Raw genomic sequence first — 23642 nt, 5'->3', positions numbered from 1 at the left:
CAAGCTGACTCCCGCAACATAAAAAGAAAGACTTCCCCATGAATGGAAAAGTCATGACAGCGGATTAAACCATAAATCCGTTACCCAATTGGACAAAAATGGCGTATCAAGGATAATAGCCTCCGCTAAGAAAGACCCTTGAATCCATTCCTGCAGGGTGCCGATTGGCAGCATTGCCGCGATATAAAGTAGGATAAAGATCCCAAGATAGGTTTGTACGAAGCCTAGAGCACCGCCGGCCAATTTATTGATTTGTTTTAACAATGGCAGCTGGGCAAGGAAATCAAGCATTGAACCAATCATTTGCAGCGCAAATTTCACCAGGATAAATATCAGCAGGAAGGCAATCGCATTATAAAACGCCGCATCAAGATGGACGGCATCAAACAGCATCGTCAACGTTCCATCATCAGAGGACGGGAATGGAACCCACATCTCCAGCTTATCTCCCAAATCCTTGTAGAACATCCTTGCGACAATCAAGGCAATGATAAAGCCGACCAAATGGATGGTCTGGAGGATAAGTCCTCTTCTTAACCCAACGAAGAATCCCAACAACAAAGCAAACAGTATAATTAATGTAACCATGTTACCCTCATTTCTTCTCTTGATTTAATTCTAATTCCAACTCTTCAATTTTCTCCAATAATTTATAATAATCGTGAATGGCATTGACCGCTGTCAAAACCGCCAATTTCGTCGTATCCAATCCCGGATTCTTTTGGCCGATTTCTCTCATTCTCTCATCCACTGAAAGGGCGACCTTACGCAAGTGGGACGTTGCCTCATCCCCTACAATGGTGTATTGTTGTCCATATATCTCAACGTTGACCCTGTTTTTTTGAAACGACAAGGTGTGTGCCTCCATTCGTAAAAAATCCTATCTTATATCATACCACGAAATTGATTTTCTTGGAATTACTTGATAAAAACTGTTAGTTACATAATAAAACGAAATTGCTAAAGAGGTGAAGTAGAATGTCCAATACCGTCATCAAGGTATCCAATGACACTCTCTATAAAATGAAAGACCACTATGCCGCTTCCATCACGGCGAATACACCTGCTGGCGCTGTGTTTTCAGCTAAAGTCAATGGTGCGACGATAACAGCCTATAAATCAGGGAAAGTATTATTTCAAGGCAGCAATACAACGGCTGAAGCGAAGAAATGGGGAAGTACGGGAACAGCACCTGCTCAAAAGAAAAGCGGCTCACCCTTCACTAAACGAAACGTCTCTGACCATTCATACCGTCCACCTGGCACGATTAATCAATTAAATATTATCGGGACAGATGAGGCCGGCACCGGCGACTACTTCGGACCTGTAACCGTCGCTGCTGCCTATGTTTCATCCGAGCATATCCGGGTGCTTGAGGATATGGGCATTCGTGATTCAAAAACGATCAAAGACCCGCAAATCCTCATTCTCGGCCGAAAGATCACGGAGATGATTCCATATAGCCTGCTCGTTTTGCGCAATGAAAAATACAATCAGCTGCAGGCGAAGGGCTATAGTCAGGGCAAGATGAAAGCGATGCTTCATGAGCAAGCCATCAACCATTTGCTCGGTAAATTGAACGACATCAAGCCCGACGGTATTCTCATTGACCAATTCTGCGAGCCTGGCGTTTATTTTCGCCATACTGGAACAACGGGAAAACGTGAAGTCCCGCTCTATTTCAGCACAAAAGCAGAAAGCATTTCTACTGCTGTTGCCGCTGCTTCAGTCATTGCCCGCTATGCCTTCTTAAAGCATATGGACTTATTGAGCGAACAGGCCGGCGTCACCATTCCAAAGGGAGCCGGCTCAAAGGTCGATGACACAGCTGCCCTAATCATCGCAAAAAAAGGCGAAGCCGCTTTAGGACCGCTCGCCAAAATGCATTTTGCCAATACAGAAAAAGCCCGCCAGATTGTGCGTAAGGCAGGCTTGTAAAGGAACTGCCGGAGCTGTTGAAAACTCAACAGCTCCGGCAGTTTTTAGGCCGACACGACGTCGGTCACGAAGACGGTGCCGCATAACGCGCCGTTCTTTGTTCCTCTATCAGCCGCCTCAGCCCTTCAATTAACCTCTTAACTAATCCAGCTTCGGCTCCTAGCTGCTCGAGACATAAGAAAAAGCGCTACGGGAGGCCGATACGACATCGGTCACAAAGACGTCGCCACACGATGTGGCGTTTCTTAGTCTTTGTTCCTTTTCCTTCCCTTCGCGCTTTTTTCTTATGCTTGTCGCAGGCCGACACGACGTCGGTCATGAAGACGGTGCCGCACGACGCGGCGTTCTTAGTCTTCGTACCTCTATCAGTCGCCTCAGCCTCTTAACGATGCTCCTTTTTCTTCCACAGCATACAATACTTTGCCATGGGCTTTCGTTACTTCTTCGTCCGTCAATGTTTTTTCTGGGTCGAAGTATTTTAGGGAGAATGCGAGTGACTTTTTGCCTTCTTCCATTCTTTCGCCTTCATATAGATCGAAGAGGTGGACTTCTTTCAGTAGTTTACCGCCTGCTTCTTTGATGATGGCGCTCATTTCTCCTGCAACTACATCCTTGTCAACGACTAGTGCGATGTCGCGTGTGATGGATGGGAAGCGCGGGATAGCTGTGTATTGAATTTCGTTTGTTTCAGCGTTTAATAGCGCATGAAGGGATAATTCGAATACATAGGTTGCTTTCAAGTCTTCTTTCTTTTCCACTTTCGGGTGGACTTGGCCGGCAAATCCAATGACTTCACCGTCTAAAAGAATATCGGCTGTGCGTCCTGGGTGCAGATCGGCTCTGACAGCCTGCTTCCACTCAATACGTTCGCTCACGCCTAATTGACGGAATAAGCCTTCAAGGATTCCTTTTACAACGAAGAAATCAACTGGTTTCTTCTCGCCTTGCCATAGGTTAGCGTTCCATAGACCAGTCACCGCTCCAGCGAGATGTTCTTTTTCTTCTGGAAGCTCATCACTGCTTGTTTTCAAGAAGACACCGCCTGTTTCATATACAGCAACGCTGTCCATTTGGCGGGCTACATTGTATTTCACTACATCCAGAAGACCTGGAAGCAAGCTCATGCGAAGAGTGCTTCTCTCTTCACTCATTGGCATGGCAAGACGGATGCTTTCGCGTTTATCTAGCGCATACATGGAAGCTTTCTCTTCTGATGTGAGAGAGTACGTCACGTTTTGCATTAAGCCGGAGCCTTCAAGATAACGGCGTACGATGCGGCGTTTCAATTGATAGTCTGTTAGCAGGCCTGGCTTTGATTCACCGACAGGCAATGTTTTCGGAAGATTATCATATCCGTATAGACGGGCTACTTCTTCAATGATATCTTCTGGAATCGTGATATCGCCGCGGCGAGTCGGTACCGTGATAACGAACTCTTCTCCTTCTGTCTTCACTTCAAACTGAAGGCGGGAGAGAATGTCTTCCACATCAGATACTTGCAGTTCTGTACCAAGGACTTTATTGATTTTGCCAAGCGTGATGCTGACAACGGCTGGTTCAACCGTTAATTCATTGACTTCTGCATAGCCGTCAAGCACAGTTCCGCCTGCAAGCTCTGCAATCATTGCAGCAGCGCGGTCTCCTGCAGCGCGAACGCGGTTCGGGTCAACCCCTTTTTCAAAGCGGGCACTTGCTTCAGAACGAAGGCCGAAATCTTTGGATGCTTTACGCACTGGGCCGCCAGCGAAGTAGGCTGCTTCAAGCAGAACCGTTGTCGTTTCATCCACAACCTCAGAGTTTGCTCCGCCCATGACACCTGCAAGGGCAATTGGCTCTTTGCCGTTTGTGATCACTAAATGATCTGGTGTAAGCGTACGTTCTGCCTCATCAAGTGTTACGAGCTTCTCGCCCTCATGTGCCATGCGTACAACGATCTCTTTTGAACCAAGACGATCATAGTCAAAGGAATGAAGCGGCTGGCCGTATTCAAGAAGAATATAGTTCGTCACGTCAACGACATTATTATGCGGGCGGATGCCGCTCTTCATCAGGATGGATTGCAGCCATAATGGAGATGGCCCAATTTTGACATCCTTGATCACTTTTGCAATGTATAAAGGATTTTGTTCCTTCGCTTCTACCTTGATAGAGATGTAATCAGATGCCTTTTCCTCAGAACCGGATACAACTGCCTCTGGAAGCTTCACTTCTTTGCCGAGGATGGCTGCCACTTCATACGCGACACCAAGCATGCTCAAGCAGTCAGAACGGTTTGGCGTAAGCCCCAGCTCAAGGATTGCATCATCTAGACCAAGCACTTCAAGCGCATTCGTTCCAGGAACGACATCACTCGGGAATACAAAGATGCCTGTTGCATATTCCTTCGCGACAACCTTCGCTTCGATGCCAAGCTCTTGAAGGGAGCAGATCATTCCGTTGGATGCTTCCCCGCGAAGCTTGCTTTTCTTGATTTTAAAATTGCCTGGAAGTACCGCTCCCACACGGGCAACCGGCACTTTTTGGCCTGCTGCGACATTTGGTGCGCCGCAAACGATTTGGATTGGCTCCTCTTCGCCGACATCTACCTGGCAGACACTTAATTTATCTGCATTTGGATGCTGTTCTTTCTGCAGAACATGACCAATCACGACATTCGTAATGGATTCTGCCGGTGCTTCCACACCCTCTACTTCAATCCCGCTGCGGGTAATTTTCTCTGCTAATTCCTGTGCGCTGATTCCATCTAAATCAACATACTCTTGTAACCATTTATATGATACGAACATGATTTTTCCTCCTGACTCATTCTTTACTCGTGGCAGTGAAACTGGCTGGTGAAACGAACATCATTTGTATAGAAATGGCGAATGTCATCAATGCCATATTTCAGCATCGCAATACGCTCTACACCCATACCAAAGGCAAATCCAGTGTATTTGCTGGAATCAAAGCCAGCCATCTCAAGGACGTTCGGATGCACCATACCGCCGCCTAAGATCTCAATCCAGCCTGTTCCCTTACATACGGAGCAGCCTTTGCCGCCGCAGATTTTGCAGGAGATATCCATCTCAACGGAAGGCTCTGTGAATGGGAAGAAGCTTGGGCGAAGGCGGATTTCACGGTCTTCACCGAAGAATTTCTTCGCGAATACTTCTAACGTTCCGTTTAAGTCAGCCATCGTGATGTTCTCATCCACGACAAGCCCCTCAATTTGCATGAATTGGTGAGAGTGTGTCGCATCATCATTATCACGGCGGTACACTTTACCTGGGCAAATGATTTTAACCGGGCCTTTTCCTTCATGCTTCTCCAATGTACGGGCTTGTACTGGGGAAGTGTGTGTACGCATTAAGATCTCATCTGTGATATAGAAAGAATCCTGCATATCTCGTGCCGGGTGGCTCTTCGGCAGGTTAAGCGCCTCAAAGTTATAATAATCCTGTTCCACTTCCGGACCTTCGGCAATCGTGTAACCCATGCCTAGGAATAAGTCCTCAAGCTGCTCTGTGATTTTCGTGAGCGGGTGATGATTTCCTTTTCTGAAAGGAGCACCTGGAAGGGTAACGTCAATCTTCTCTGCCGCTAACTGCTGGATTACTGCCTCTTCTTCAAGGGCTGCGTGTTTCTCCTCAATAGCCGCTGTGATTGCCGCACGTACCTCATTGGCAAGTGCGCCAAGCTTCGGTCTTTCTTCCGCTGAAAGGCTTCCCATGCCTCTCAATACTTCCGTAATCGGCCCTTTCTTGCCAAGATAAGCAACACGGACATCATTTAACGCCTTCAAATCAGCTGCTTCAGAGACTTTTTGCAAAGCTTCCTGCTGCAATGCGTGTAATTTTTCTTGCATGATACATCCTCCTATTTAATCAATCTGATGAAATTAAATGAAAACACAAAAAACCCCGTCTCCTAAAAAAGGGACGAGGTTATGAGTCGCGGTACCACCCTTGTTAGCGCAAGCCTAAACAGGCAGCGCTCGCTTCATTTCATAACGGCTTTCATGCCGGCAAACCTTTACGCTTAATTCCAGCGGTCCCGGTTGCAGCTCCGGAGGTGAATTCATTGTTTCCGGCTTCTAAAAATGCTTTCAGTCAGCGGCATTTTCTCCCTGAATAGTAGCCCTTTCAACGAAACAATTACTTGTTCTCCATCATTGCTTTTCATCATCAATTTTTATTGTTTCATTATAATCGAATTCCTTGTCTGTTTCAAACCCTTGGCGAAAAATTAATTCTTTAGCCCATACATCAGAATACCTGCTGCGACCGCCACATTTAGGGATTCACTTTTTCCGTAAATCGGGATGTACACATTCTGATCCGTCTTTTGCAGAAGCTCCTCGCTCACACCGCTGCCTTCATTCCCGACGAGGAGGGCAAAACGGTCAGCACGTCCAATCTCCCGGTAAGGCTTCGCCCCCTGCAAGGCTGTACCGAATACTTTTACACCGCTTGCTTGCAGCCGCTCCGTCCAGTCCACTAAATTTCCTTTTAAAATCGGCAGATGGAACAGGCTCCCCTGAGTAGAACGGACAACCTTCGGACTGTATGGGTCAGCACAGCCATCCCCTAATATAACGGCACTAAAGCCGGCTGCATCAGCCGTGCGGATCATCGTGCCGATATTGCCGGGATCTTGTACGCGGTCAATAAGCAGGACCGTTTCCAAGCTTCCTTCCTCAAGCTCTAAGCGTGGTTTATGGCATACCGCGATAACTCCCTGCGGTGTATCCGTGTCTGCGAGTACAGCAAATACCTCATTATGTACGGTAAACAGGTCAGTCGATTCCACATTCCATTTCAGCGGAAGATCTGTTCCCTCCTTAATGATGATATCCTCCACAAGGCCGTTCTTAAGCGCTTCTTCGACTAAATGAAAGCCTTCTACAAGGAACTTCCGGCTCTTATCGCGTTCCTTCTTGCCAAGAAGCTTCTTCCATTGCTTCACACGCGCATTCTGCATTGATTCAATATATTTCAACTTTCCTTCACCTTCTTCATTAACGTTCTTCCATTATAGCCGATTTTGTATACATAGAAACAGGAAAGAATAGCAAAACTAGTAGAAAGACGACCATTGGAGGAATGAACATGAACCTTAATCTGCGCAATGCCATCATTCATAATGTCACCGGCAACTCCCAGCAAGAGCTTGAAGCAACGATTGTCGATGCCATTCAAAGCGGCGAAGAAAAGATGCTCCCAGGACTTGGCGTGTTATTCGAACTGATTTGGCAGAAAGCCTCAAACGAAGAGAAGCACGAGATGCTTGAGTTACTTGAAACAGCCTTAAAACAATAAAAACGATGACGGAGTTTTTACTCCATCATCGTTTTTTATTAGCTGTATTTAATCCTGTCAACGGCTTCACGATCAAGTCGCTTAACAAGCTCAACAATCAAGTTGACTGTATTCTCGAAATCCTCTCGGTTCAGAATTCCTGCGTTTGAATGGATATAACGCGTTGGAATTGTGATAGCGATGGAAGGAGCGCCTGTTCCTGCTAGATGGAAGGAGCCTGCATCCGTCCCTCCTCCTGGAATATGATCGTATTGGTACGGGATGTTCATCTCTTCAGCCACACCCTCAATGAATTCACGCAGTCCTTTATGGGCAACCAAGCTGGCATCATATAAGACAAGTGCTGGACCGTCTCCCGCTTTAGCGATGCCATGTTTCTCAGATAATCCCGGGGTGTCCACAGCGATGCCGACATCAACCGCAATGGCAATATCCGGTTTCACTGCCGCAGCTGCAGTTTTCGCTCCACGTAAGCCAACTTCCTCCTGGACGGTTCCCACACCACAGAAAATATTCGGGTGCTTTTCATCCTTCAGACGTTTCATGGCCTCAATGGCGATGGCGCAGCCAATTCGGTTGTCCCACGCTTTTGCCATTAGCATCTTCTCATTCTTCATCACCGTGAATTCAAAATACGGGGTAATCATATCACCTGGGCGGATGCCCCACTCCATCACTTCCTCACGGCTGGCCGCACCGATATCAATAAACATATCCTTAATATCTGCTGGTTTCTTTCTTGCTTCAAGCGGCAAAACATGCGGAGGAGTCGAACCAATGATACCCGTGATTTCTTCTCCCTTTGAGGTTGTAACAGTCACGCGCTGCGAAAGCATAACTTGTGACCACCAGCCGCCAATGGTTTGGAAGAACAGGAAGCCCTTCTCGTCAATGCGAGTTACCATGAAGCCGACCTCATCCAAATGCCCTGCCACCATGATACGCGGTCCGTTTCCATCTCCTTTCTTCTTTGCAATCAAGGAGCCGATCCCATCCATCGTGATGGATTCCGCATACGGTTCAATCATGCGTTTCATTACTTCTCTCGGCTGTGATTCATTGCCTGCGATGCCATTAACATCAGTCAATTCCTTCAGCATTTGAAGAGTTTCATCCAATTTGGTCATGCTCATCATTCCTTTCAGTTCATCTTTATATGTATTTTCCTTTTATTAACCCTAACCTATCCTGCCTGAAAATAAAAAAGTCACTCAACCCGAAACTTTTCCCCCTTCTCACTCGTAAGAAAACCTAGATGGAAGTGAAAGGAAGTAAACCAATGGCACTAATTCTGCAAATTGCAATCATATTCACCATCTTCTATTTCCTATATAAAGGAGTGAAGCGGTTCCTGCATCCTGCCCGCAAGCTCCGCTCCTCCCAGAAGCACAAGCAATTCTTCCTGCTGGATGAGAAACATAACGCACGGAAGAATTTCACGCTTACATACAAAGGCTTCTTATTTGAGGGAGAAAAATACCTGCGGGATGGTGAAGACACTGAGTCGGTCAACTCCATTCTTATTTCAGCTGTTTCACCCCCTGATGCGGAAAGCCTGACACAAGCGGATCTTCTCTATATCGAAGAACAAGTCAAGCAGCACTATCCAGAGGCAGAAGTAGAATGGGAAGAACCGCTGCAAACCCTTCCCGTTCAATAAGCTCAGGGCTGATATCATTATACTGCACCAGCACGCTATTCCATTCCAATCATGCTCTTCCAGTCTCCTTTTGAAACCTTATACTTGCTGAATTCGTATAATAGGTAGAAGCAGAGTAAGGAAGGAGTGGTGTTTGCATGAATACGGATACTCGATTAAATCGTTTATTAACCATTACTTCATTGTCGTTATGGTCTGTCCTGGGCTTAATGTTCATCCTATCGTTTGCCATTCCCTTCACGAAACCGGTTTTTGATTTCATGATATTATTGGGTGCAATCGGTCTTGGACTCTTACTCGTTACATTCATGAACAAACGAAACAACGTCGTACAATAAGATTTCGATAAAAATGACTATTCGGCTGTCCGGCTATAAGGGCAGCTTTTTATTTTGCTGATATCGTAAGGACGGTTTTCAAAGTCTCTTTTGGCTGAATATAGGTTAATTCGTCCTTCCGATTGAATTCATCTGTTTGAGCAAACCAAGGCTCCACACAAACAAATTCCTTTCCAGCCTCTGTCCATAAGACCACATAGCGGAACTCCTCCCCGTACTCCAGTGTAACCGACTTGGAGACCTCTGGAAGCGGGAAATCAATTCTTTTTGCAGCTGCATCAAGCAGGGCTAAGGATTCCTTTTTCCCTTCAAGGCTCAGGCCGCTCTCAACAGGCTTGACCTGCCCGTCATTATAATCAAGGAAGGTCTTCGCGTCTGTATGATAAGAAAGATTCTTTTCTGCTGTTTTGAAATAAGGGTGGAAACCAGGATAGATTGGCATTTCCACATCCGATTCGTTCTTGTATTCCTGCTCAATAGAAAGTTTTCCTTCCTGCAGGCGGTATGTATAAATGACCTCGAAATCAAATGGATACGATTCTTTCGTTTCTTCATTGCTTTTCAGGCGGATGGTCATGAAAGCCTCATCGTTCGTTGCGCCTGTCTCCATAACCTCCCAAGGCATATTTCGGGCAAAACCATGGTTCTTCATCTTATAGACAGTACCAGCCCATTCATATTTTCCGCCCTCTAGCTGACCGGAGATTGGGAATAGAATCGGAATTCCTCCTCTTACATTCGCCTTCTCGTCCTGGAAGGTCTCATTATTCAAATAAAGAAGCTCCGTACCTTCTGTGCCATATCCAATAATGATACCTCCACGCTCTGGCGCAGCCTTCACCCAAGCTTTAGATTGGGAATCAATCAACTCATATACTTGATATTGTCCGTCTAGATATTGTTTAATTTGATACATCGGCAACCCATCCTTTTTATTTTCAAAAGGCTGATTTCACAGAAAAATCAGGCTCCCCTTCATCTTCCCATACCAATACAGCCAATTCAAACCCCATTTAGCTACCCTTAACAAGAAAAATTATCCAAAACAAAAAAAATCCTGCCGCCTATACAAGCTGCAGGATCCTTAACGCTCAGAATGAGAGAAGAAATGACTCCATTTAATGACGACCTTTTTCTCACGCATGAAAAAAATCAATCCAGCGAGAGCAACAAGAATAATGACGCCCATCTCGATTGAAAAGCTCGCTATCGAATGGCCAAAAATCGTATAGAAAAAAGCCAGTGGGACGTTCGTCCAAAACACAGCCTTTGCATATTGAGAAAAACGGCGGCTATTGCCCATTAAATAAAAATTCAACAGCTGAAAATGGATGAACGGAATCAAACGCAGCACACACGCCTGAAAAACATTGATTCTTCCCCCGAATTTCAGCGTCTTCTCATCCAAGCGTTCAAGCTTCTTCTGCAAGGATGGCGTTTGATTGATCATAAAATAAAACACAACAGATGACAGCCATAATCCAATCAGCGATAAAATCGACCCGAGCAGCGGGCCGAAAAGCATGCCGCCTGCCAAACACACGACGGCTACCGGAATAAATAAGAGCTGGCGAAGCACATGGAATAACACAAAAATGACAGGAGCCATATATCCAGCTGACTCGATGAAGGCCAGTAAGATCGTATAGTTTTCTCCCATGGTCACACCCCATTTGGTTGTCTGTCTTGCTGCTAAAGTCTTGTACCTTCACTCTTTATTAATATATGCAAGCCCCGCTGATTATGACCACTTAAATCAGTACAAATACCAATGCCGCCGCATCCACGAGAGCCAAAAGAGGAAAGCCGATTCGAAAGGACAAATGCTTCGTCTTATGCCTGAAAAGCTGCATACCAAGCACCCCGCCAATCGCTCCTCCAAGAAGCGCCGTCACCCACAGGGTCCTCTCGCTTATTCGGTATTGATTGCGTCTCGCACGTTCCTTATCAATCTTCATCATCACAAGCAGCACCACACTCATCACAGCTATGTAACCAGCCAATATCATACATAATTCCCCCTCTAAGATAAAACGAAAGGCGCCTCCATCTGGAAGCGCCTTATCCTAACAATTACTTGTTAAGTTCTTTTTTAGCTGTTTCTGCCAATTGAGCGAAAGCAGCTGCATCGCTGATAGCAAGCTCAGCAAGCATTTTGCGGTTCACTTCGATACCAGCAAGTTTCAAACCGTGCATTAAACGGCTGTAAGAAAGACCGTTGATGCGTGCTGCTGCATTGATACGAGTGATCCAAAGTTTACGGAAGTCGCGTTTCTTTTGGCGACGATCGCGGAATGCATATTGCAAGGATTTCATTACTTGCTGATTAGCAACTTTGTATAATGTATGTTTTGAACCATAATAACCTTTAGCTAGCTTTAATACTTTTTTACGACGTTTGCGCGTCACTGTACCGCCTTTAACACGTGGCATATCTAATTCCTCCTAAAATTGAGTCGTTCTCAATTACTTGATATTGTCTAAAAGATGACGAATGCGTTTGAAATCTCCGGAGCTAACCATTCCACTTTTACGTAGTTTACGTTTTGCTTTAGTAGATTTGTTAGCGAATAAGTGGCTAGTGTAAGCATGGCTGCGCTTAAGCTTACCAGAACCAGTTTTTTTGAATCGCTTTGCAGCGCCTCTGTGAGTTTTCATTTTTGGCATAGGAAATTTCCTCCTCGAAACATTACTTTTCGTTTTTCGGTGCTAAAATCAAGAACATGCTGCGTCCGTCCATTTTCGGCGCTGTTTCCACAGACGCCACTTCTTTGCATTCTTCTGCAAAGCGAACCAATACGCGTTGTCCGATTTCTTTATGGGTAATAGCCCGTCCTTTAAAACGAATGCTTGCTTTAACCTTATCGCCTTTTTCAAGGAACTTGATGGCATTGCGAAGCTTCGTATTAAAGTCATGCTCGTCAATCGTTGGGCTTAAACGAACTTCTTTTAAGCTGATTGTTTTTTGATTCTTTCTAGCTTCTTTTTCCTTCTTCTGTTGCTCGAAACGGAACTTACCATAGTCCATGATACGGGCGACAGGAGGCTTTGCATTCGGTGCAACAAGCACAAGGTCCAAATTCACGCGAGTAGCGATTTCTAACGCCTCATTGCGGGATTTGATTCCGAGCTGCTCACCGTTTTGGTCAACTAGACGTACTTCACGGGCACGAATGCCTTCGTTTAAGATCATGTCTTGTTTGCTAATAATAAGCCACCTCCAAAAATTTTAGGGCAAAATAGTTTATATAGCTTTTTAGGCAATAAAAAAGACCGGTGTACACACACCCGCCCATAATAAGACATACTGTCAGATTAACTAATCGTAACCGGTCAGCTGCTCATCATGAGTGCCATACAGGTGAGAAGCGGGTGCTTCTTCTTTCAAAAAGTGCTATATTAAATTGCTCACTAAAACATAATAACACATTGCCCAGTAACATGTCAATAATTGTTCGTTCTTATGACAACAAAAACAATTTTAACAGACTATCGATTGTAAGGCAAGATTTTTTTGATAAACATTTGATTTGAGAGGTTTTATGATGAGGAGAATTGGGTAAAAGGGGCTGCCGGATTAAGCCCTTGTTTGATTATCTTTGACCACCCTTTATACCTTTTGCATGGGCAAAGGGTGGGCTTCCTCTGACGATGACCACCTTTTTAACACCCTTTGACCACCCTTCATCCCCTTTGTATGGGTAAAGGGGGGGCTTTTTCTGACGATGACCACCTTTTTAACACCCTTTGACCACCCTTCATCCCCTTTGCATGGGCAAAGGGTGGGCTTCCTCTGGGCAGTGCCTCGCTTCTCCCACACTCTTCCCACTTTTCATCCCCCTTGTATGGGCAAAGGGTGGGCTTCCCCTGGGCAGTGCCTCGCTTCTCCCACACTCTCCCCACCTTTCATACCCTTTGTATGGGTAAAGGGTGGACTTTCTCTGGGCAGTGCCACGCTTCTCCCACACTCTTCCCACCTTTCATCCCCCTTTTGCATGGGCACAGGGTGGGATTCCACTGGGCTTTCTCCCATGCTTTCCCCCTTCCATCGACGAGCAGTAGCCTGACAGTACTTTCAAAGACCCACAGACCTGTAAAAGGACGCAAAAAAAGACCCTAATGCGCATGCATTTGGGTCTTTCTCTACTCGTTATTTCAATTCGCCTTTGATGATTGTAAGGAAGTCTTCAAAAGGCATAACTTCGGATTTTTGTTCTCCGTATTTGCGGACATTGACTTGGCCGTTTTCTTGTTCTTGGTCACCAATGACGAGCATGTACGGGATCTTGAGCATTTGAGCTTCACGGATTTTGTAGCCCATTTTCTCATCGCGAAGGTCCACTTCTACGCGCAGTCCTGCTGCTTGGAGGTCTGCTTCGATTTTCTTCGCGTAATCAAGGTGTACATCCGGAGATACAGGGATGACTTGTACCTGTACCGGTGCGAGCCATGTTGGGAAGGCTCCTTTGTATTCCTCAATCAAGAAGGCAACGAAGCGTTCCATTGTGGATACGACACCGCGGTGGATAACAACCGGACGGTGCTGTTTGCCGTCTTCGCCAACATATGTTAGGTCGAAACGTTCTGGCAGCAAGAAGTCAAGCTGTACAGTGGAAAGTGTTTCGTCTTTTCCAAGGGCTGTTTTCACTTGAACGTCTAGTTTTGGTCCGTAGAAGGCTGCTTCTCCTTCTGCTTCGTAATAGTCAAGGCCAAGCTCATCCATGGCTTCTTTCAGCATGGATTGTGCTCTTTCCCACATTGCGTCATCATCGAAGTATTTTTCTTTATCTTCCGGATCGCGGTAAGAAAGACGGAAGGAGTAGTCCTCCATGCCGAAATCTTTGTATACCTCAAGAATTAAGTTCACGACACGCTTGAATTCGTCCTTGATTTGATCAGGGCGAACGAAGACGTGGGCATCATTCAATGTCATCCCGCGTACACGCTGCAGTCCAGCAAGGGCACCGGACATTTCATAGCGGTGCATCATGCCAAGCTCAGCAATACGGATTGGAAGCTCACGATAGCTGTGGATGTCATTTTTGTAAATCATCATGTGGTGCGGGCAGTTCATCGGGCGAAGGACAAGCTGCTCATTATCCATATCCATGATAGGGAACATGTTCTCTTGGTAGTGGTCCCAGTGTCCGGATGTTTTGTATAGATCCACGCTTCCCATGATTGGTGTGTATACATGGTCATATCCAAGCTTTTGCTCTTTATCCACGATATAGCGCTCAATCACGCGACGGATTGTCGCTCCTTTTGGAAGCCATAATGGAAGGCCTTGTCCAATCAATTGGGAGTTCATGAACAGGTCAAGCTCTTTCCCAATCTTACGGTGGTCACGCTCTTTCGCTTCTTGAAGGAGGCGAAGGTGCTCATCAAGGTCCGCTTTATTGAAGAAAGCTGTACCATATACGCGTTGAAGCATTTTATTGTCGCTGTCTCCGCGCCAGTATGCACCAGCGATGTTCAATAATTTAAATTCCTTGATTTTGCCTGTGGATGGTACGTGTACTCCGCGGCATAGGTCAAAGAATTCACCCTGTTCATAGATTGTGACGGTTTCATCTTCAGGAATCGCATCAATCAATTCAAGCTTGTACTCATCACCAATTTCTTCGAAGAGACGTTTCGCCTCATTACGGCTGACTTCTTTACGTACAACCTCAAGGTTCGCATTGATGATTTTTTTCATTTCCTTCTCAATCACCGGAAGGTCTTCTGGTGTGATGGACTCATCAAGATCCATATCATAGTAGAATCCGCCTTCAATGACCGGACCTACTCCGAATTTTACGTTTTTGTAGATACGTTTCACAGCTTGAGCCATTAAGTGCGCTGTGCTGTGGCGAAGAATCTCAAGTGCTTCCGGCTGATCTGGTGTGATGATTTCAACAGAAGCATCTTCAAGGATTGGTCTACGCAGGTCATAAAGGGCTCCGTTCACCTTGCCGGCAAGTGCCTTTTTCTTTAAGCCTGAACTGATGGAGGAAGCGATTTGTTCAGTTGTTGTCCCGGCATCAAATTCCTTTACCGCTCCATCCGGGAATGTAATGTTAATTTTCTCGGCCATGTCTGCCACTCCTTTTTTTGCAAAATAAAAAGCCCGCCCCTCAATATATATCAAGGGACGAGCTGTTATGGATTTAGTCATAATACCCGCGGTTCCACCCAAATTCCGGCATTTCTGCCGACACTTAGTTTCTGTTAACGGAGTTCTCCGTCAGCCAATACTAGCCCTTCGTAAGCGTTCCTGACTGAAGTTCAAAGGTGGTAAGCATATCTGCTGTTGCGAGGAAGCTTTCAGCCGGCGGCTTCCCTCTCTAAACGCAAAGCGTTTGATCATGCCCGTGTCCTTATCATAACTTATCTTCTATATGAGGTTTGGTATGTAGGTAATTATAAAAGCTTATGATGACAAAAGCAAGGAGGTTGAATAAAATTATCTCGTATCCCCCGCTTCCCTCACACGCTCAGCAAAGCTTCTAGGGTGAGCAATAATAATCCGTTCCTCAAAGATTTTTTGGAGCGTCCGGATAATTCGAATTTCCTCATCTTCAGCATAAATAAAAATTTTCCGCGGCGCCATCGAAACGAGAGGAGCAATCGTATTGGAATCCACGAACATCGGATTTTCTGCCATCAGCTTACGGTCAATTGTGTTTGCAAGATTCCGTTTGGATATGAGCTGAAAATGCTGATTATAAAAGAAGAATTCGTCATTGTAGACGAGATGGACCTCCTCTAATAGCGGACGCCTTACCTCAAGGAGCCCTCGAATCAGGTAAATAAACTCCTGATAATCCTGTTCAAGCTTATATTCATCAATGGCAATACCAACGAGCGCAACGAGATCATCCTGTATGGAGCGCATTCGGAAATTCCATAAGGATTGATAGGAAAAAGGAACTTGTTCAGAGACAATGTCCTGGAACAAGCCTAATATCCTTTGCCTTACCTTCTTTGGAAGATTATTCGCTCCGTGATAGACAACTTCCCCCTCCCACATTAGCATAGCCATTTCCGCTATGTGCTCCACCTCATCCTCATCTTGGAAGAAATAGCGTTCCTCAATGATTTCCCGGATTTTCCTCTCCAAATGATAAGATGAGAAAAAGGAGAATAAGAATTCTATCAAAGCAAGGCAGACTGCCTGATCCTGATTCGGTTCAAGGCGGAAGGAGATGAACGCTTGTTCATCGTTCTCGGCTGGACAGACTGCCTGTTGGATGATTGGACGACTATTCTGCAAGCGCATTTGCCAGCAGGCTTGTTCTTCCCGTGAATCAAAATACACCGTGAGCAACCAAATCCCTCCAAACTTAACGAAACTTTATAATCCATATATATGGGACAATGCATTCCTTTAGAATGGCATGATCAAATTATGAGGTATGAAAAAAGACTGCCAACAAAGGCAGCCTCCATTTCTATTCTCTTCTGTTCTTTCCATCCATCTCGACTGGTACAGTCAGATTCCGGACACGTTCCATGATTCGTTTCCCCTTCACGCGCTCCTCTTCTCCTCGTTGGGTATAAGAGAAATGATGTTCGAGCTCCTTCCAGTTGAAATTTGATGTAAAGAAGGTCGGCAAATTCTCATGCATCCGGTATTGGAGAATCGGACCGAGCACGTCATCACGGGCCCACGCACTCATGGTCTCCGCTCCGATATCATCAATCATTAGGACCTGTACCTCTTTAAGGGCATCGATCTTTTGATTGAAGGTGTTTTCAGCGAAGGAGCCTTTCAACTCACGCAGGAACTCGGGCCAATAGACAATATGGGAGGAGATGCCGTCCTCTGACAAGCCATTAGCAATGGCGCCGAGGAGATACGTCTTGCCGACACCGAATTCCCCGTATAAATAGAGCCCTTTATTATGGATGCCTTTTTTATAATTATCGACGAAATTCTTAGCCTTCTCGATTGCTTCAATTCTCGCCTCTGTCACATACTCATCAATATATAAATCAGCGAAGGTTGCATTCACAATCTCCTTCGGCACATGGCTCGCGTGAATCAGCTTCCGCAGGCGGTTCTTCTCCTCATGGAGGAGTTTCTTGCGGCATGGCTCATAGGATACATCAATTCTCTTTCCTTGGATGAATAAGCGCGGGGTATGTCCGCCAATTAAGTTGCGGCAGCTTTCAAGCGATGGACATTCATCACATGTCTTCGTTTGAGTCGCATACTCATACAATTTGTTCATGCTCTTCTCAACCATGTCATTGGTCAATTCATCCTCATGCTCACGCAAAAAGGCGCGAACATCCGGGTTGCTCAAAACCAGATTGCGCATTTCATCCCATCTTTTCTGGAAGCTCTCTCGATTCCCCAGCTTATTCAATGAGTCCTGTATATTCTTCACTGCTTCTCACCTCCCTGCTGAGTTCCGCCTTGTATTTGTTCCTTCAGTCTCCGCGCCCTCTCAGCAATATCCTCCGTCTGAGCGGCTGGTTCCTTTTTCTTCTTGTCATCCATCCATTCTGGAATCATTTCTTTCCTTCCGGAGGTATTTACGCGGCGATTCGTTGTTTTGGCCGTTTTATTCTGCTTCTCATCGGCCCATTTTTGGTACTTCTTATGCTCACTCTTGGCTGTATCATAGGCTTCGCGTACGGTCGTAATCTTTTTGCGGGCCCAATGGGAGGCAATCGTCTCCACATAGCTTGCCTGAAGCTTCATATCCGAACGAAGCATGACATAATGGAGAAGGACATTAACAACGCCTGGCGGCAGCTTTTGATTAACCATCACCTTTTCAACAAGCGCCAGATCTTTCTCTGATGGTAGAGCGCCTTCAGATAAGCTGACTAGAAATTCCAGCGGTGATGTCGTTTCAAATGTATAAAGTAAATGCTCCTCAGGCGTTTTCGGCTCAAAGATGGTGCGCTCATATTCCGGCTGCACCCGTTCAATAATAGCCGGCATTTCCTCACCATGATTGATTAAGAACAGCTCACGCGCACTTTTGCGCAGCTCGTCAATATCTATCTCTTCATGCTCATTTTGACAGCGGAGGATGAGCTTGCTCATGTCCATAACCCCTATCTTGTAAAGATAGGCAAGCGTCGCGACCGCCTCCATAACAGCTGGAGTAAAGGATTTCCGCGAGATAAAGCTGCTCTTTAAGGACGCAAATAATAATTCAAAGTCAAATTGCTCGATGAAATTAGCGCTGTATCCCTGCACATCTTTAGAGAAGAACTGATTTTGGGTCGTTGTTTTCGGCTCAGCCAATTCCTTCGGATTCTTGAACTCTGATTCAAATACATCCGTAAATGAGTGAGTAACATCCTCATAATCATCTGGAATCTTCTTATCAGAAAACATCGATAAGAGCCGCTCATAATGTCTGCTGTCGAGCTTTTGCTGAAGATAAATTGGCAATAGATCATCGTGGAAAAATGCATCCGGCGTGAGCGGAGGCATGATTTCATAAATAAAGACATTTCCTTCGGCAGCAGCCTTCTTATAGGTCTTTAACAAGCCGATTCCTTCTAGCCTTCTGCGGCATTGATAGATGTCATCAAGCGGCATTCCGAGTACATCCATCAGCCATCGGTGGGTGGTCTGCTTTGAATACATCATCCCGGTAGTCACCTCGTTAAGGAAGGTCAAATACAGCGAGATAGATAGACCGCCGATCAGCGGCTGATACAGATACTGAATCACCTTATGATCCATCTCTGACAATTTATCCTTATACAGGACAACATATCGATCTTTTGGGTTTACGAACATCCAGGAATATTGCATCATATTTACAAACCTTTCGCCTGCAAGAAGTGATAATGGCAAAAAAGAGCTAAAGAAACTGCCTTCAGCCCTGTTTTAATCTTCTTTTTTTATTAATTCCTTTAATTCCTTAATAAATACGTTGATATCTTTAAACTGTCGATAAACAGAGGCAAACCTTACATAGGCGACTTCATCCACCTCAGCAAGACGGTCCATGACCATCTCTCCAATATGGTCGCTCTTCACCTCGGAGAAGCCCTGATTTCGCAGTTCCTTCTCTACTTCTGTCGTGATTTCCTCTAGTTCCTTCAAGGCAACATGGCGTTTCTCACATGCCCTGATTAATCCGCGAAGGATTTTCTCACGACTGAATTCTTCACGGGCACCGTCTTTCTTCACCACAATCAAAGGTATTTCCTCTACCTTCTCAAACGTGGTAAACCGGTAGCCGCAGGACTCACATTCTCTTCTTCTGCGTATGGAACGACCTTCATCCGCAGGCCGGGAATCGAGCACTCTTGTCCCGTTATGGTGGCAAGTTGGACATATCATTTCGATTAGCACCGTCCCTTTCTCTATAGTTCTATCTTATAGAAACAAGCCCTTTTGGACAAGTGTTTGTTTCAAATAGACAAAAGCTGCTTTGTATTATACGGCGATTCGTCAAAAAAAGGATGCGATTCTTAATCGGCATCCCTTTCAAATAGTTGAATTTACATGGCGTGAACTCTTCTTACAGCAACAGGCCCCATGCCTCTTGGTATCTCAAAGGTTTCCTTCTTTTGAGCATTCAAGGCATCAGCGATATAGTTAGCTGCAACGTTCGGATCAAGGTCACCGCAAGTATATACATCAATACTAGCATAACCGTGTTCCGGAAAACTATGAATCGTTAAATGCGATTCAGAAATGATGACGACTCCACTGACTCCTTGGGGGGCGAATTTATGAAAGGCAACCTCTCTTACTTCAGCTCCCGACCTAAGTGCAGCATCTACAAAAATTTGCTCGATCTTATTCATATCGTTCAACTTTGTTAAATCACAGCCCCATAATTCCGAAATGACATGACGACCAATAGTTTTCATATTTAATTCCCCCTTCAAGCATTTAAACGAATTTGATACCTTCGTTTCTGGCCGCAACTGCCACGGGGGAAAGTTAGTCCTACGAGGTCCTAACCCTTTAAGCAGCCAGTGCCAGGATATGAAGTTCACGGTTTTTAGTATATAATTTTTAGGTTGTTTTTGCAACAAAACCCTGCCAATTCTTGTATTTCCTCCCATACTCGTTGTCCAAAAATAAACCGCTCCCATTTATACGGGAGCGGTTTTTACTATCCTTATTCAGCTTACTTGTGCTTTTTCCTTTACGAGTAAATGGGCTACATGGTTCACTAAATCTACAACCCTGCATGAATAGCCCCATTCATTATCATACCAAGCAAGGACCTTTACCTTTTGTTCGCCAATCACCATGGTTGACAGACTGTCAATAATGGTTGAATGCGGATTGGTGGTGAAATCAATGGAAACGAGCGGTTCCTCGCAAACCTCCATGATCCCAGCGAGCTTTCCGCCTGCTGCATTCCTCAATGCTCGGTTGACATCATCAGCCGTAACTGGTGTTTTCAAGTCAACGACCAAGTCCACAAGAGATACATTCGGCGTCGGCACACGGAGCGCTGTCCCGTGCAGCTTGCCCTTTAATTGTGGCAGAACGAGTGATAAAGCCTTGGCAGCACCTGTTGTAGTCGGAATGATACTTTGTGCACAAGCTCTTGCTCTCCGCAGGTCTTTATGCGGATTGTCGATATTATTCTGGTCATTCGTATAGGCATGAACCGTTGTCATCAAGCCATTATCAATGCCAAACTGCTCATCAAGCACCTTGGCAAGCGGAGCCAGGCAATTCGTTGTACACGAGGCATTAGAGATAACGAAATGATTGGCGATATCCAATTGCTCTTCATTGACACCCATGACAATTGTGACATCTTCGTTTGTACCCGGCGCTGTAAGCACTACCCTCTTTGCCCCAGCTGTTAAATGAAGAGATGCCTTATCACGATGATTGAATTTGCCAGTTGCTTCAATCACGATATCAATTTCAAGACTTTTCCACGGCAAAGCTTCCGGGTTTCGGTTATTAATCAGCAATACTTTCTTCCCATCCACGACTAAATGATCCTCATGTGGAACGACTTCCCCCTCAAATCGTCCATGAGTAGTATCATACTTTATTAAATGCGCTAGTGTTTCCGCAGGATAGCTGGCGTTGATCGCTACAATTTCCATGTTGTCTTCTTTGATGGCCTTCCGGAATACCATTCTCCCGATACGACCAAATCCATTGATTGCAACTCTAGCCTTCATTCCATTTCCCCCTAATATGAGTTATACAATTAACCAAAAATTATATAAATAGTATAGCACATTAGATAAAATACTGTATAGTTTGAACGCCTTTTTTTGGCAATTAAAACCCTTCCATTTGCATAAAATGGGAATAATTCAATGCGATAACTATTAGCATATAGGGTAGCCCTGGCAAACGATTCGAGGATGAACAAAGGATAATAAAAGGAGAGGGCTCTTCGAAAGCCAACCAGTTAAAAAGAATCAGATGACGAAAAGGAGGGAGAAAGATGAAAGAACAGGTCATTCGTTCAGCCATTGGTTTGGCAATCTTTTTGGCAGGAGCGTTAGCCGCTGTGGTATTTCTTTGCTACGAAAGTGTGAGTACCCAATCGGTCATCTGGATTGGCATCATTACAGGGGTCGCCGTTTTGGGATATGGAATCCTCGGGACGGCGACCCCTGCTTATGCTCGTTCCATGGCAATGTTCATGGGGGGCATTCAGTTATGCTTGTTTGTGCCCATCTTTGCAACGATGGGAGAGCCAAGTGCCTTAGACGCCAAAGAATGGATCCACGGTCTCCAAACCATGGGGATTGTGTCAGTCATCCTCACCATCACCATTATGGCTGCCTTGCGAACCCAATGGATAGAGGAGTAAAAGAAGTTCGATTCGTTCCAGCAAATCAGGCAAAACAAGCAGTGGAGAGTTCCTCTGCTTGTTTGTCTTAACTCAGGAGAACCTTAGGGCAAAAGGGGATTCAAACAAAGGCAAGAAACAGGTAAAATGTCCTCTTAAATAACCCTGCAAAATACCAAGGGTGTCGTTAACAAAGAAAGAGCTAGATGTTGAATAAAAAGGCTCTTTTCGTAAGGATTGTTGCTAATGCCATAAGAAAAAGACAGCATTTTGGCTGTCTCCATTGTTTAACTAACGCCTCAGTTTGTGTAAGTACGTTTCTTCACATACTCGACCTATACTTTACATTGATTATAGGAATCCGTAGCAATAGGTAAGCGTTTGAAGTTATCTCCGGCTTTTCCCCTGCTCCACACGGAACGTGCCAGTTTCCAAGCATTCCGCGTTCCATCTGGCGATGGTTTTGATTATAAGTTTCAAGTTACTCTTATTGATTTGGATTATATGATAGGTTCTAACTCGCACTTTTCCCGATATTTATTGATTTTCTCTAATATCGGTGGCGTGATATCCAAACTTTTTATGAGTATATTCATCTTAGTTGTATCTGTCATATGGATTAGTTTGTGTACATCTTTGTAGAGAATGCGTAAGTTATTGAACTTGTCATTTCCGCCGAGATGTACTGGCACGTAGTGATGACAGTGTACATCCCGTGCTTGTAGAAATTGTCCTGTAATTTCACATTTTCCTTGTTTCATACTATATCGACTGATTCGATTGTCCATATATTCGACACTTCGTGTCGGGATATTTGACTCCATTAGCAAGGCAATTTCTTGCTTGATATTCTTATGCAAATTCTTATGAATTAGCGCTCGGCCTTCAACTGTGAATAGTGTCAGACTTTGTGTGAAACAAATAGTGTTCTTTGTCTGAACATTCGCAAGAGGGAAGAGATGAATACCAGCAATTTCAAATGTCTTGAACCTCAAACTGTATAACTTCTTATAGGTTGGCGGCGGATTCGCTGGATGGGCGTATTTCCCGACTGGTTTAAGACGATTGTACATAGATGCACCTATATCATAAGCAAGACGTGAGAAGGCTAAGTTGACATGTGTAGCTCGATTAAAGTAATTATGCAGCCCTAAGACAAAGCTATTAAATCGCAAAGCATTTTGAGTCGTTGGTGAGGCTCGAAGTGCCTCAATTCGTTTCCTCGCTTCATCTTTTATTTTCTGTATCTTTTCGGCTTTCACAAAAGTATGGGCCACACGTTTTTCACCTTTGCGAATGGCACGTATCGTAAATCCAAGAAAGGCTGATTCATGTTTCCGCAGATTAATTACTTTTGATTTTTCCGGTGAAATGTCAAGTTTTAAACGCTCTTTCAGAAAAAGCTTAACGGCATGATACCATTTTTCGGCTGTCTTCCAGTCCCGACATAAGATTTTAAAGTCGTCGGCATAGCGAACTATATAACCTTCTTTTAACTTTGTGTGAATCTTTGCATAGCGTTCACCTTCGCGTGTCGTATATGGCTTATCAAGAGGGAAGAGTTCCCACTGATTCGCTATCCATTGATCTAATTCATTCAAAACCACATTAGATAATAACGGGGATAGTAGTCCACCTTGCGGTGAACCCTTTTCCG

At 45.0% G+C, this 23642-nt stretch carries 25 protein-coding genes and 1 other annotated feature; of the genes, 5 read left to right on the top strand and 20 right to left on the bottom strand.

The window, feature by feature from the left end; all coding sequences use genetic code 11:
- Positions 1 to 51: 51 nt before the first annotated feature.
- Complete coding sequence (locus AC622_RS04310) at positions 52 to 588, bottom strand: CvpA family protein (protein WP_049669929.1); 537 nt, start codon at positions 586 to 588, stop codon at positions 52 to 54.
- A 7-nt stretch (positions 589 to 595) separates the two neighbouring features.
- Complete coding sequence (gene zapA, locus AC622_RS04305; RefSeq protein ID WP_049669928.1) at positions 596 to 868, bottom strand: cell division protein ZapA; 273 nt, start codon at positions 866 to 868, stop codon at positions 596 to 598.
- Positions 869 to 978: 110 nt separating this feature from the next.
- On the opposite strand from zapA, the gene rnhC reads away from it, so the two are divergent.
- Entirely contained in the window at positions 979 to 1938 is a 960-nt protein-coding gene (gene rnhC, locus AC622_RS04300; protein ID WP_049669927.1) for a ribonuclease HIII, read from the top strand.
- A 374-nt stretch (positions 1939 to 2312) separates the two neighbouring features.
- Here the strand turns inward: rnhC and pheT are convergent, their stop codons facing one another.
- The 3 genes from pheT to AC622_RS04285 form a co-directional block, all read right to left on the bottom strand.
- A complete protein-coding gene (gene pheT / locus AC622_RS04295) occupies positions 2313 to 4724 on the bottom strand; it encodes a phenylalanine--tRNA ligase subunit beta (protein ID WP_049669926.1) in 2412 nt (803 codons plus the stop codon).
- A 23-nt stretch (positions 4725 to 4747) separates the two neighbouring features.
- On the bottom strand, positions 4748 to 5785 hold the full coding sequence (gene pheS / locus AC622_RS04290) for a phenylalanine--tRNA ligase subunit alpha (protein WP_049669925.1): 1038 nt from the start codon (positions 5783 to 5785) through the stop codon (positions 4748 to 4750).
- A gap of 380 nt (positions 5786 to 6165) precedes the next feature.
- Complete coding sequence (locus tag AC622_RS04285) at positions 6166 to 6900, bottom strand: TrmH family RNA methyltransferase (protein WP_049672786.1); 735 nt, start codon at positions 6898 to 6900, stop codon at positions 6166 to 6168.
- Between the two features lie 128 nt (positions 6901 to 7028).
- On the opposite strand from AC622_RS04285, the gene sspI reads away from it, so the two are divergent.
- A complete protein-coding gene (gene sspI, locus AC622_RS04280; protein ID WP_049669924.1) occupies positions 7029 to 7238 on the top strand; it encodes a small acid-soluble spore protein SspI in 210 nt (69 codons plus the stop codon).
- Between the two features lie 38 nt (positions 7239 to 7276).
- Here the strand turns inward: sspI and AC622_RS04275 are convergent, their stop codons facing one another.
- Positions 7277 to 8365: a M42 family metallopeptidase gene (locus tag AC622_RS04275; protein WP_049669923.1), complete on the bottom strand. Its 1089-nt coding sequence runs from the start codon at positions 8363 to 8365 to the stop codon at positions 7277 to 7279.
- 152 nt (positions 8366 to 8517) lie between these two features.
- On the opposite strand from AC622_RS04275, the gene AC622_RS04270 reads away from it, so the two are divergent.
- On the top strand, positions 8518 to 8898 hold the full coding sequence (locus AC622_RS04270) for a hypothetical protein (RefSeq protein ID WP_049669922.1): 381 nt from the start codon (positions 8518 to 8520) through the stop codon (positions 8896 to 8898).
- Between the two features lie 137 nt (positions 8899 to 9035).
- Positions 9036 to 9236, top strand: a complete 201-nt coding sequence (locus AC622_RS04265) for a hypothetical protein (RefSeq protein WP_049669921.1) — start codon at positions 9036 to 9038, stop codon at positions 9234 to 9236.
- Positions 9237 to 9285: 49 nt separating this feature from the next.
- Here the strand turns inward: AC622_RS04265 and AC622_RS04260 are convergent, their stop codons facing one another.
- The 13 genes from AC622_RS04260 to AC622_RS04190 all read right to left on the bottom strand — a co-directional run bounded on the left by AC622_RS04260 (position 9286) and on the right by AC622_RS04190 (position 21362).
- A complete protein-coding gene (locus AC622_RS04260; protein ID WP_049669920.1) occupies positions 9286 to 10152 on the bottom strand; it encodes an aldose epimerase family protein in 867 nt (288 codons plus the stop codon).
- Positions 10153 to 10320: 168 nt separating this feature from the next.
- Positions 10321 to 10896, bottom strand: coding sequence for a TVP38/TMEM64 family protein (locus AC622_RS04255; protein WP_049669919.1), 576 nt, complete (start codon positions 10894 to 10896; stop codon positions 10321 to 10323).
- Positions 10897 to 10987: 91 nt separating this feature from the next.
- A complete protein-coding gene (locus tag AC622_RS04250) occupies positions 10988 to 11245 on the bottom strand; it encodes a DUF1294 domain-containing protein (protein ID WP_049669918.1) in 258 nt (85 codons plus the stop codon).
- 64 nt (positions 11246 to 11309) lie between these two features.
- Positions 11310 to 11669: a 50S ribosomal protein L20 gene (gene rplT, locus AC622_RS04245; RefSeq protein ID WP_049669917.1), complete on the bottom strand. Its 360-nt coding sequence runs from the start codon at positions 11667 to 11669 to the stop codon at positions 11310 to 11312.
- Positions 11670 to 11702: 33 nt separating this feature from the next.
- On the bottom strand, positions 11703 to 11903 hold the full coding sequence (gene rpmI, locus AC622_RS04240) for a 50S ribosomal protein L35 (protein ID WP_049669916.1): 201 nt from the start codon (positions 11901 to 11903) through the stop codon (positions 11703 to 11705).
- A 22-nt stretch (positions 11904 to 11925) separates the two neighbouring features.
- Positions 11926 to 12447, bottom strand: a complete 522-nt coding sequence (gene infC, locus AC622_RS04235) for a translation initiation factor IF-3 (protein WP_082197011.1) — start codon at positions 12445 to 12447, stop codon at positions 11926 to 11928.
- Positions 12448 to 12494: 47 nt separating this feature from the next.
- Positions 12495 to 12626, bottom strand: a sequence feature (ribosomal protein L20 leader region).
- Between the two features lie 760 nt (positions 12627 to 13386).
- Positions 13387 to 15315 (bottom strand): threonine--tRNA ligase, encoded by a 1929-nt coding sequence (thrS, locus tag AC622_RS04220; protein ID WP_049669912.1) that lies wholly within the window; start codon positions 15313 to 15315, stop codon positions 13387 to 13389.
- A gap of 369 nt (positions 15316 to 15684) precedes the next feature.
- Positions 15685 to 16539 carry a putative sporulation protein YtxC gene (locus AC622_RS04215; RefSeq protein WP_231589582.1) on the bottom strand — a complete coding sequence of 285 codons (855 nt, stop codon included), beginning with the start codon at positions 16537 to 16539 and terminating at the stop codon, positions 15685 to 15687.
- A 133-nt stretch (positions 16540 to 16672) separates the two neighbouring features.
- Positions 16673 to 17614 (bottom strand): primosomal protein DnaI, encoded by a 942-nt coding sequence (dnaI, locus tag AC622_RS04210; protein ID WP_049669910.1) that lies wholly within the window; start codon positions 17612 to 17614, stop codon positions 16673 to 16675.
- Complete coding sequence (locus AC622_RS04205; protein ID WP_049669909.1) at positions 17611 to 19008, bottom strand: replication initiation and membrane attachment family protein; 1398 nt, start codon at positions 19006 to 19008, stop codon at positions 17611 to 17613. Before AC622_RS04205 ends, dnaI begins: the two co-directional genes overlap by 4 nt.
- A 72-nt stretch (positions 19009 to 19080) precedes the next feature.
- Positions 19081 to 19539: a transcriptional regulator NrdR gene (nrdR, locus tag AC622_RS04200; RefSeq protein WP_049672785.1), complete on the bottom strand. Its 459-nt coding sequence runs from the start codon at positions 19537 to 19539 to the stop codon at positions 19081 to 19083.
- A 161-nt stretch (positions 19540 to 19700) separates the two neighbouring features.
- The gene (gene speD, locus AC622_RS04195) at positions 19701 to 20075 is read right to left on the bottom strand and encodes an adenosylmethionine decarboxylase (protein ID WP_049669908.1); all 375 of its coding nucleotides are present in this window, start codon (positions 20073 to 20075) and stop codon (positions 19701 to 19703) included.
- A 258-nt stretch (positions 20076 to 20333) separates the two neighbouring features.
- Positions 20334 to 21362, bottom strand: a complete 1029-nt coding sequence (locus AC622_RS04190; protein ID WP_049669907.1) for a glyceraldehyde-3-phosphate dehydrogenase — start codon at positions 21360 to 21362, stop codon at positions 20334 to 20336.
- 272 nt (positions 21363 to 21634) lie between these two features.
- Between AC622_RS04190 and AC622_RS04185 the strand changes: the two genes are divergently transcribed.
- Positions 21635 to 22006, top strand: coding sequence for a hypothetical protein (locus tag AC622_RS04185; RefSeq protein WP_049669906.1), 372 nt, complete (start codon positions 21635 to 21637; stop codon positions 22004 to 22006).
- Between the two features lie 479 nt (positions 22007 to 22485).
- On the opposite strand, the gene AC622_RS04180 is transcribed toward AC622_RS04185, so the two are convergent.
- Positions 22486 to 23642 (bottom strand): group II intron reverse transcriptase (locus tag AC622_RS04180; protein WP_269431771.1); only part of this gene is annotated, 1157 nt, incomplete at its 5' end.

This window comes from Bacillus sp. FJAT-27916 (assembly GCF_001183965.1).
Taxonomy (GTDB): domain Bacteria; phylum Bacillota; class Bacilli; order Bacillales; family Pradoshiaceae; genus Pradoshia.
This window is presented reverse-complemented; position numbering and strand designations above follow the sequence as displayed.

What these genes read in the sequence shown, in the direction of transcription:
- AC622_RS04255 (WP_049669919.1), bottom strand. Translation starts at nt 10,896, where the DNA reads ATGGGAGAAAACTATACGATCTTACTGGCCTTCATCGAGTCAGCTGGA.
- nrdR (WP_049672785.1), bottom strand. Translation starts at nt 19,539, where the DNA reads ATGATATGTCCAACTTGCCACCATAACGGGACAAGAGTGCTCGATTCC.
- thrS (WP_049669912.1), bottom strand. Translation starts at nt 15,315, where the DNA reads ATGGCCGAGAAAATTAACATTACATTCCCGGATGGAGCGGTAAAGGAA.
- rpmI (WP_049669916.1), bottom strand. Translation starts at nt 11,903, where the DNA reads ATGCCAAAAATGAAAACTCACAGAGGCGCTGCAAAGCGATTCAAAAAA.
- rnhC (WP_049669927.1), top strand. Translation starts at nt 979, where the DNA reads ATGTCCAATACCGTCATCAAGGTATCCAATGACACTCTCTATAAAATG.
- AC622_RS04260 (WP_049669920.1), bottom strand. Translation starts at nt 10,152, where the DNA reads ATGTATCAAATTAAACAATATCTAGACGGACAATATCAAGTATATGAG.
- sspI (WP_049669924.1), top strand. Translation starts at nt 7,029, where the DNA reads ATGAACCTTAATCTGCGCAATGCCATCATTCATAATGTCACCGGCAAC.
- zapA (WP_049669928.1), bottom strand. Translation starts at nt 868, where the DNA reads ATGGAGGCACACACCTTGTCGTTTCAAAAAAACAGGGTCAACGTTGAG.
- AC622_RS04185 (WP_049669906.1), top strand. Translation starts at nt 21,635, where the DNA reads ATGAAAGAACAGGTCATTCGTTCAGCCATTGGTTTGGCAATCTTTTTG.
- pheT (WP_049669926.1), bottom strand. Translation starts at nt 4,724, where the DNA reads ATGTTCGTATCATATAAATGGTTACAAGAGTATGTTGATTTAGATGGA.
- AC622_RS04250 (WP_049669918.1), bottom strand. Translation starts at nt 11,245, where the DNA reads ATGATATTGGCTGGTTACATAGCTGTGATGAGTGTGGTGCTGCTTGTG.
- AC622_RS04205 (WP_049669909.1), bottom strand. Translation starts at nt 19,008, where the DNA reads ATGATGCAATATTCCTGGATGTTCGTAAACCCAAAAGATCGATATGTT.
- AC622_RS04285 (WP_049672786.1), bottom strand. Translation starts at nt 6,900, where the DNA reads ATGCAGAATGCGCGTGTGAAGCAATGGAAGAAGCTTCTTGGCAAGAAG.
- AC622_RS04270 (WP_049669922.1), top strand. Translation starts at nt 8,518, where the DNA reads ATGGCACTAATTCTGCAAATTGCAATCATATTCACCATCTTCTATTTC.
- pheS (WP_049669925.1), bottom strand. Translation starts at nt 5,785, where the DNA reads ATGCAAGAAAAATTACACGCATTGCAGCAGGAAGCTTTGCAAAAAGTC.
- AC622_RS04275 (WP_049669923.1), bottom strand. Translation starts at nt 8,365, where the DNA reads ATGACCAAATTGGATGAAACTCTTCAAATGCTGAAGGAATTGACTGAT.
- AC622_RS04265 (WP_049669921.1), top strand. Translation starts at nt 9,036, where the DNA reads ATGAATACGGATACTCGATTAAATCGTTTATTAACCATTACTTCATTG.
- speD (WP_049669908.1), bottom strand. Translation starts at nt 20,075, where the DNA reads ATGAAAACTATTGGTCGTCATGTCATTTCGGAATTATGGGGCTGTGAT.
- AC622_RS04310 (WP_049669929.1), bottom strand. Translation starts at nt 588, where the DNA reads ATGGTTACATTAATTATACTGTTTGCTTTGTTGTTGGGATTCTTCGTT.
- rplT (WP_049669917.1), bottom strand. Translation starts at nt 11,669, where the DNA reads ATGCCACGTGTTAAAGGCGGTACAGTGACGCGCAAACGTCGTAAAAAA.
- AC622_RS04190 (WP_049669907.1), bottom strand. Translation starts at nt 21,362, where the DNA reads ATGAAGGCTAGAGTTGCAATCAATGGATTTGGTCGTATCGGGAGAATG.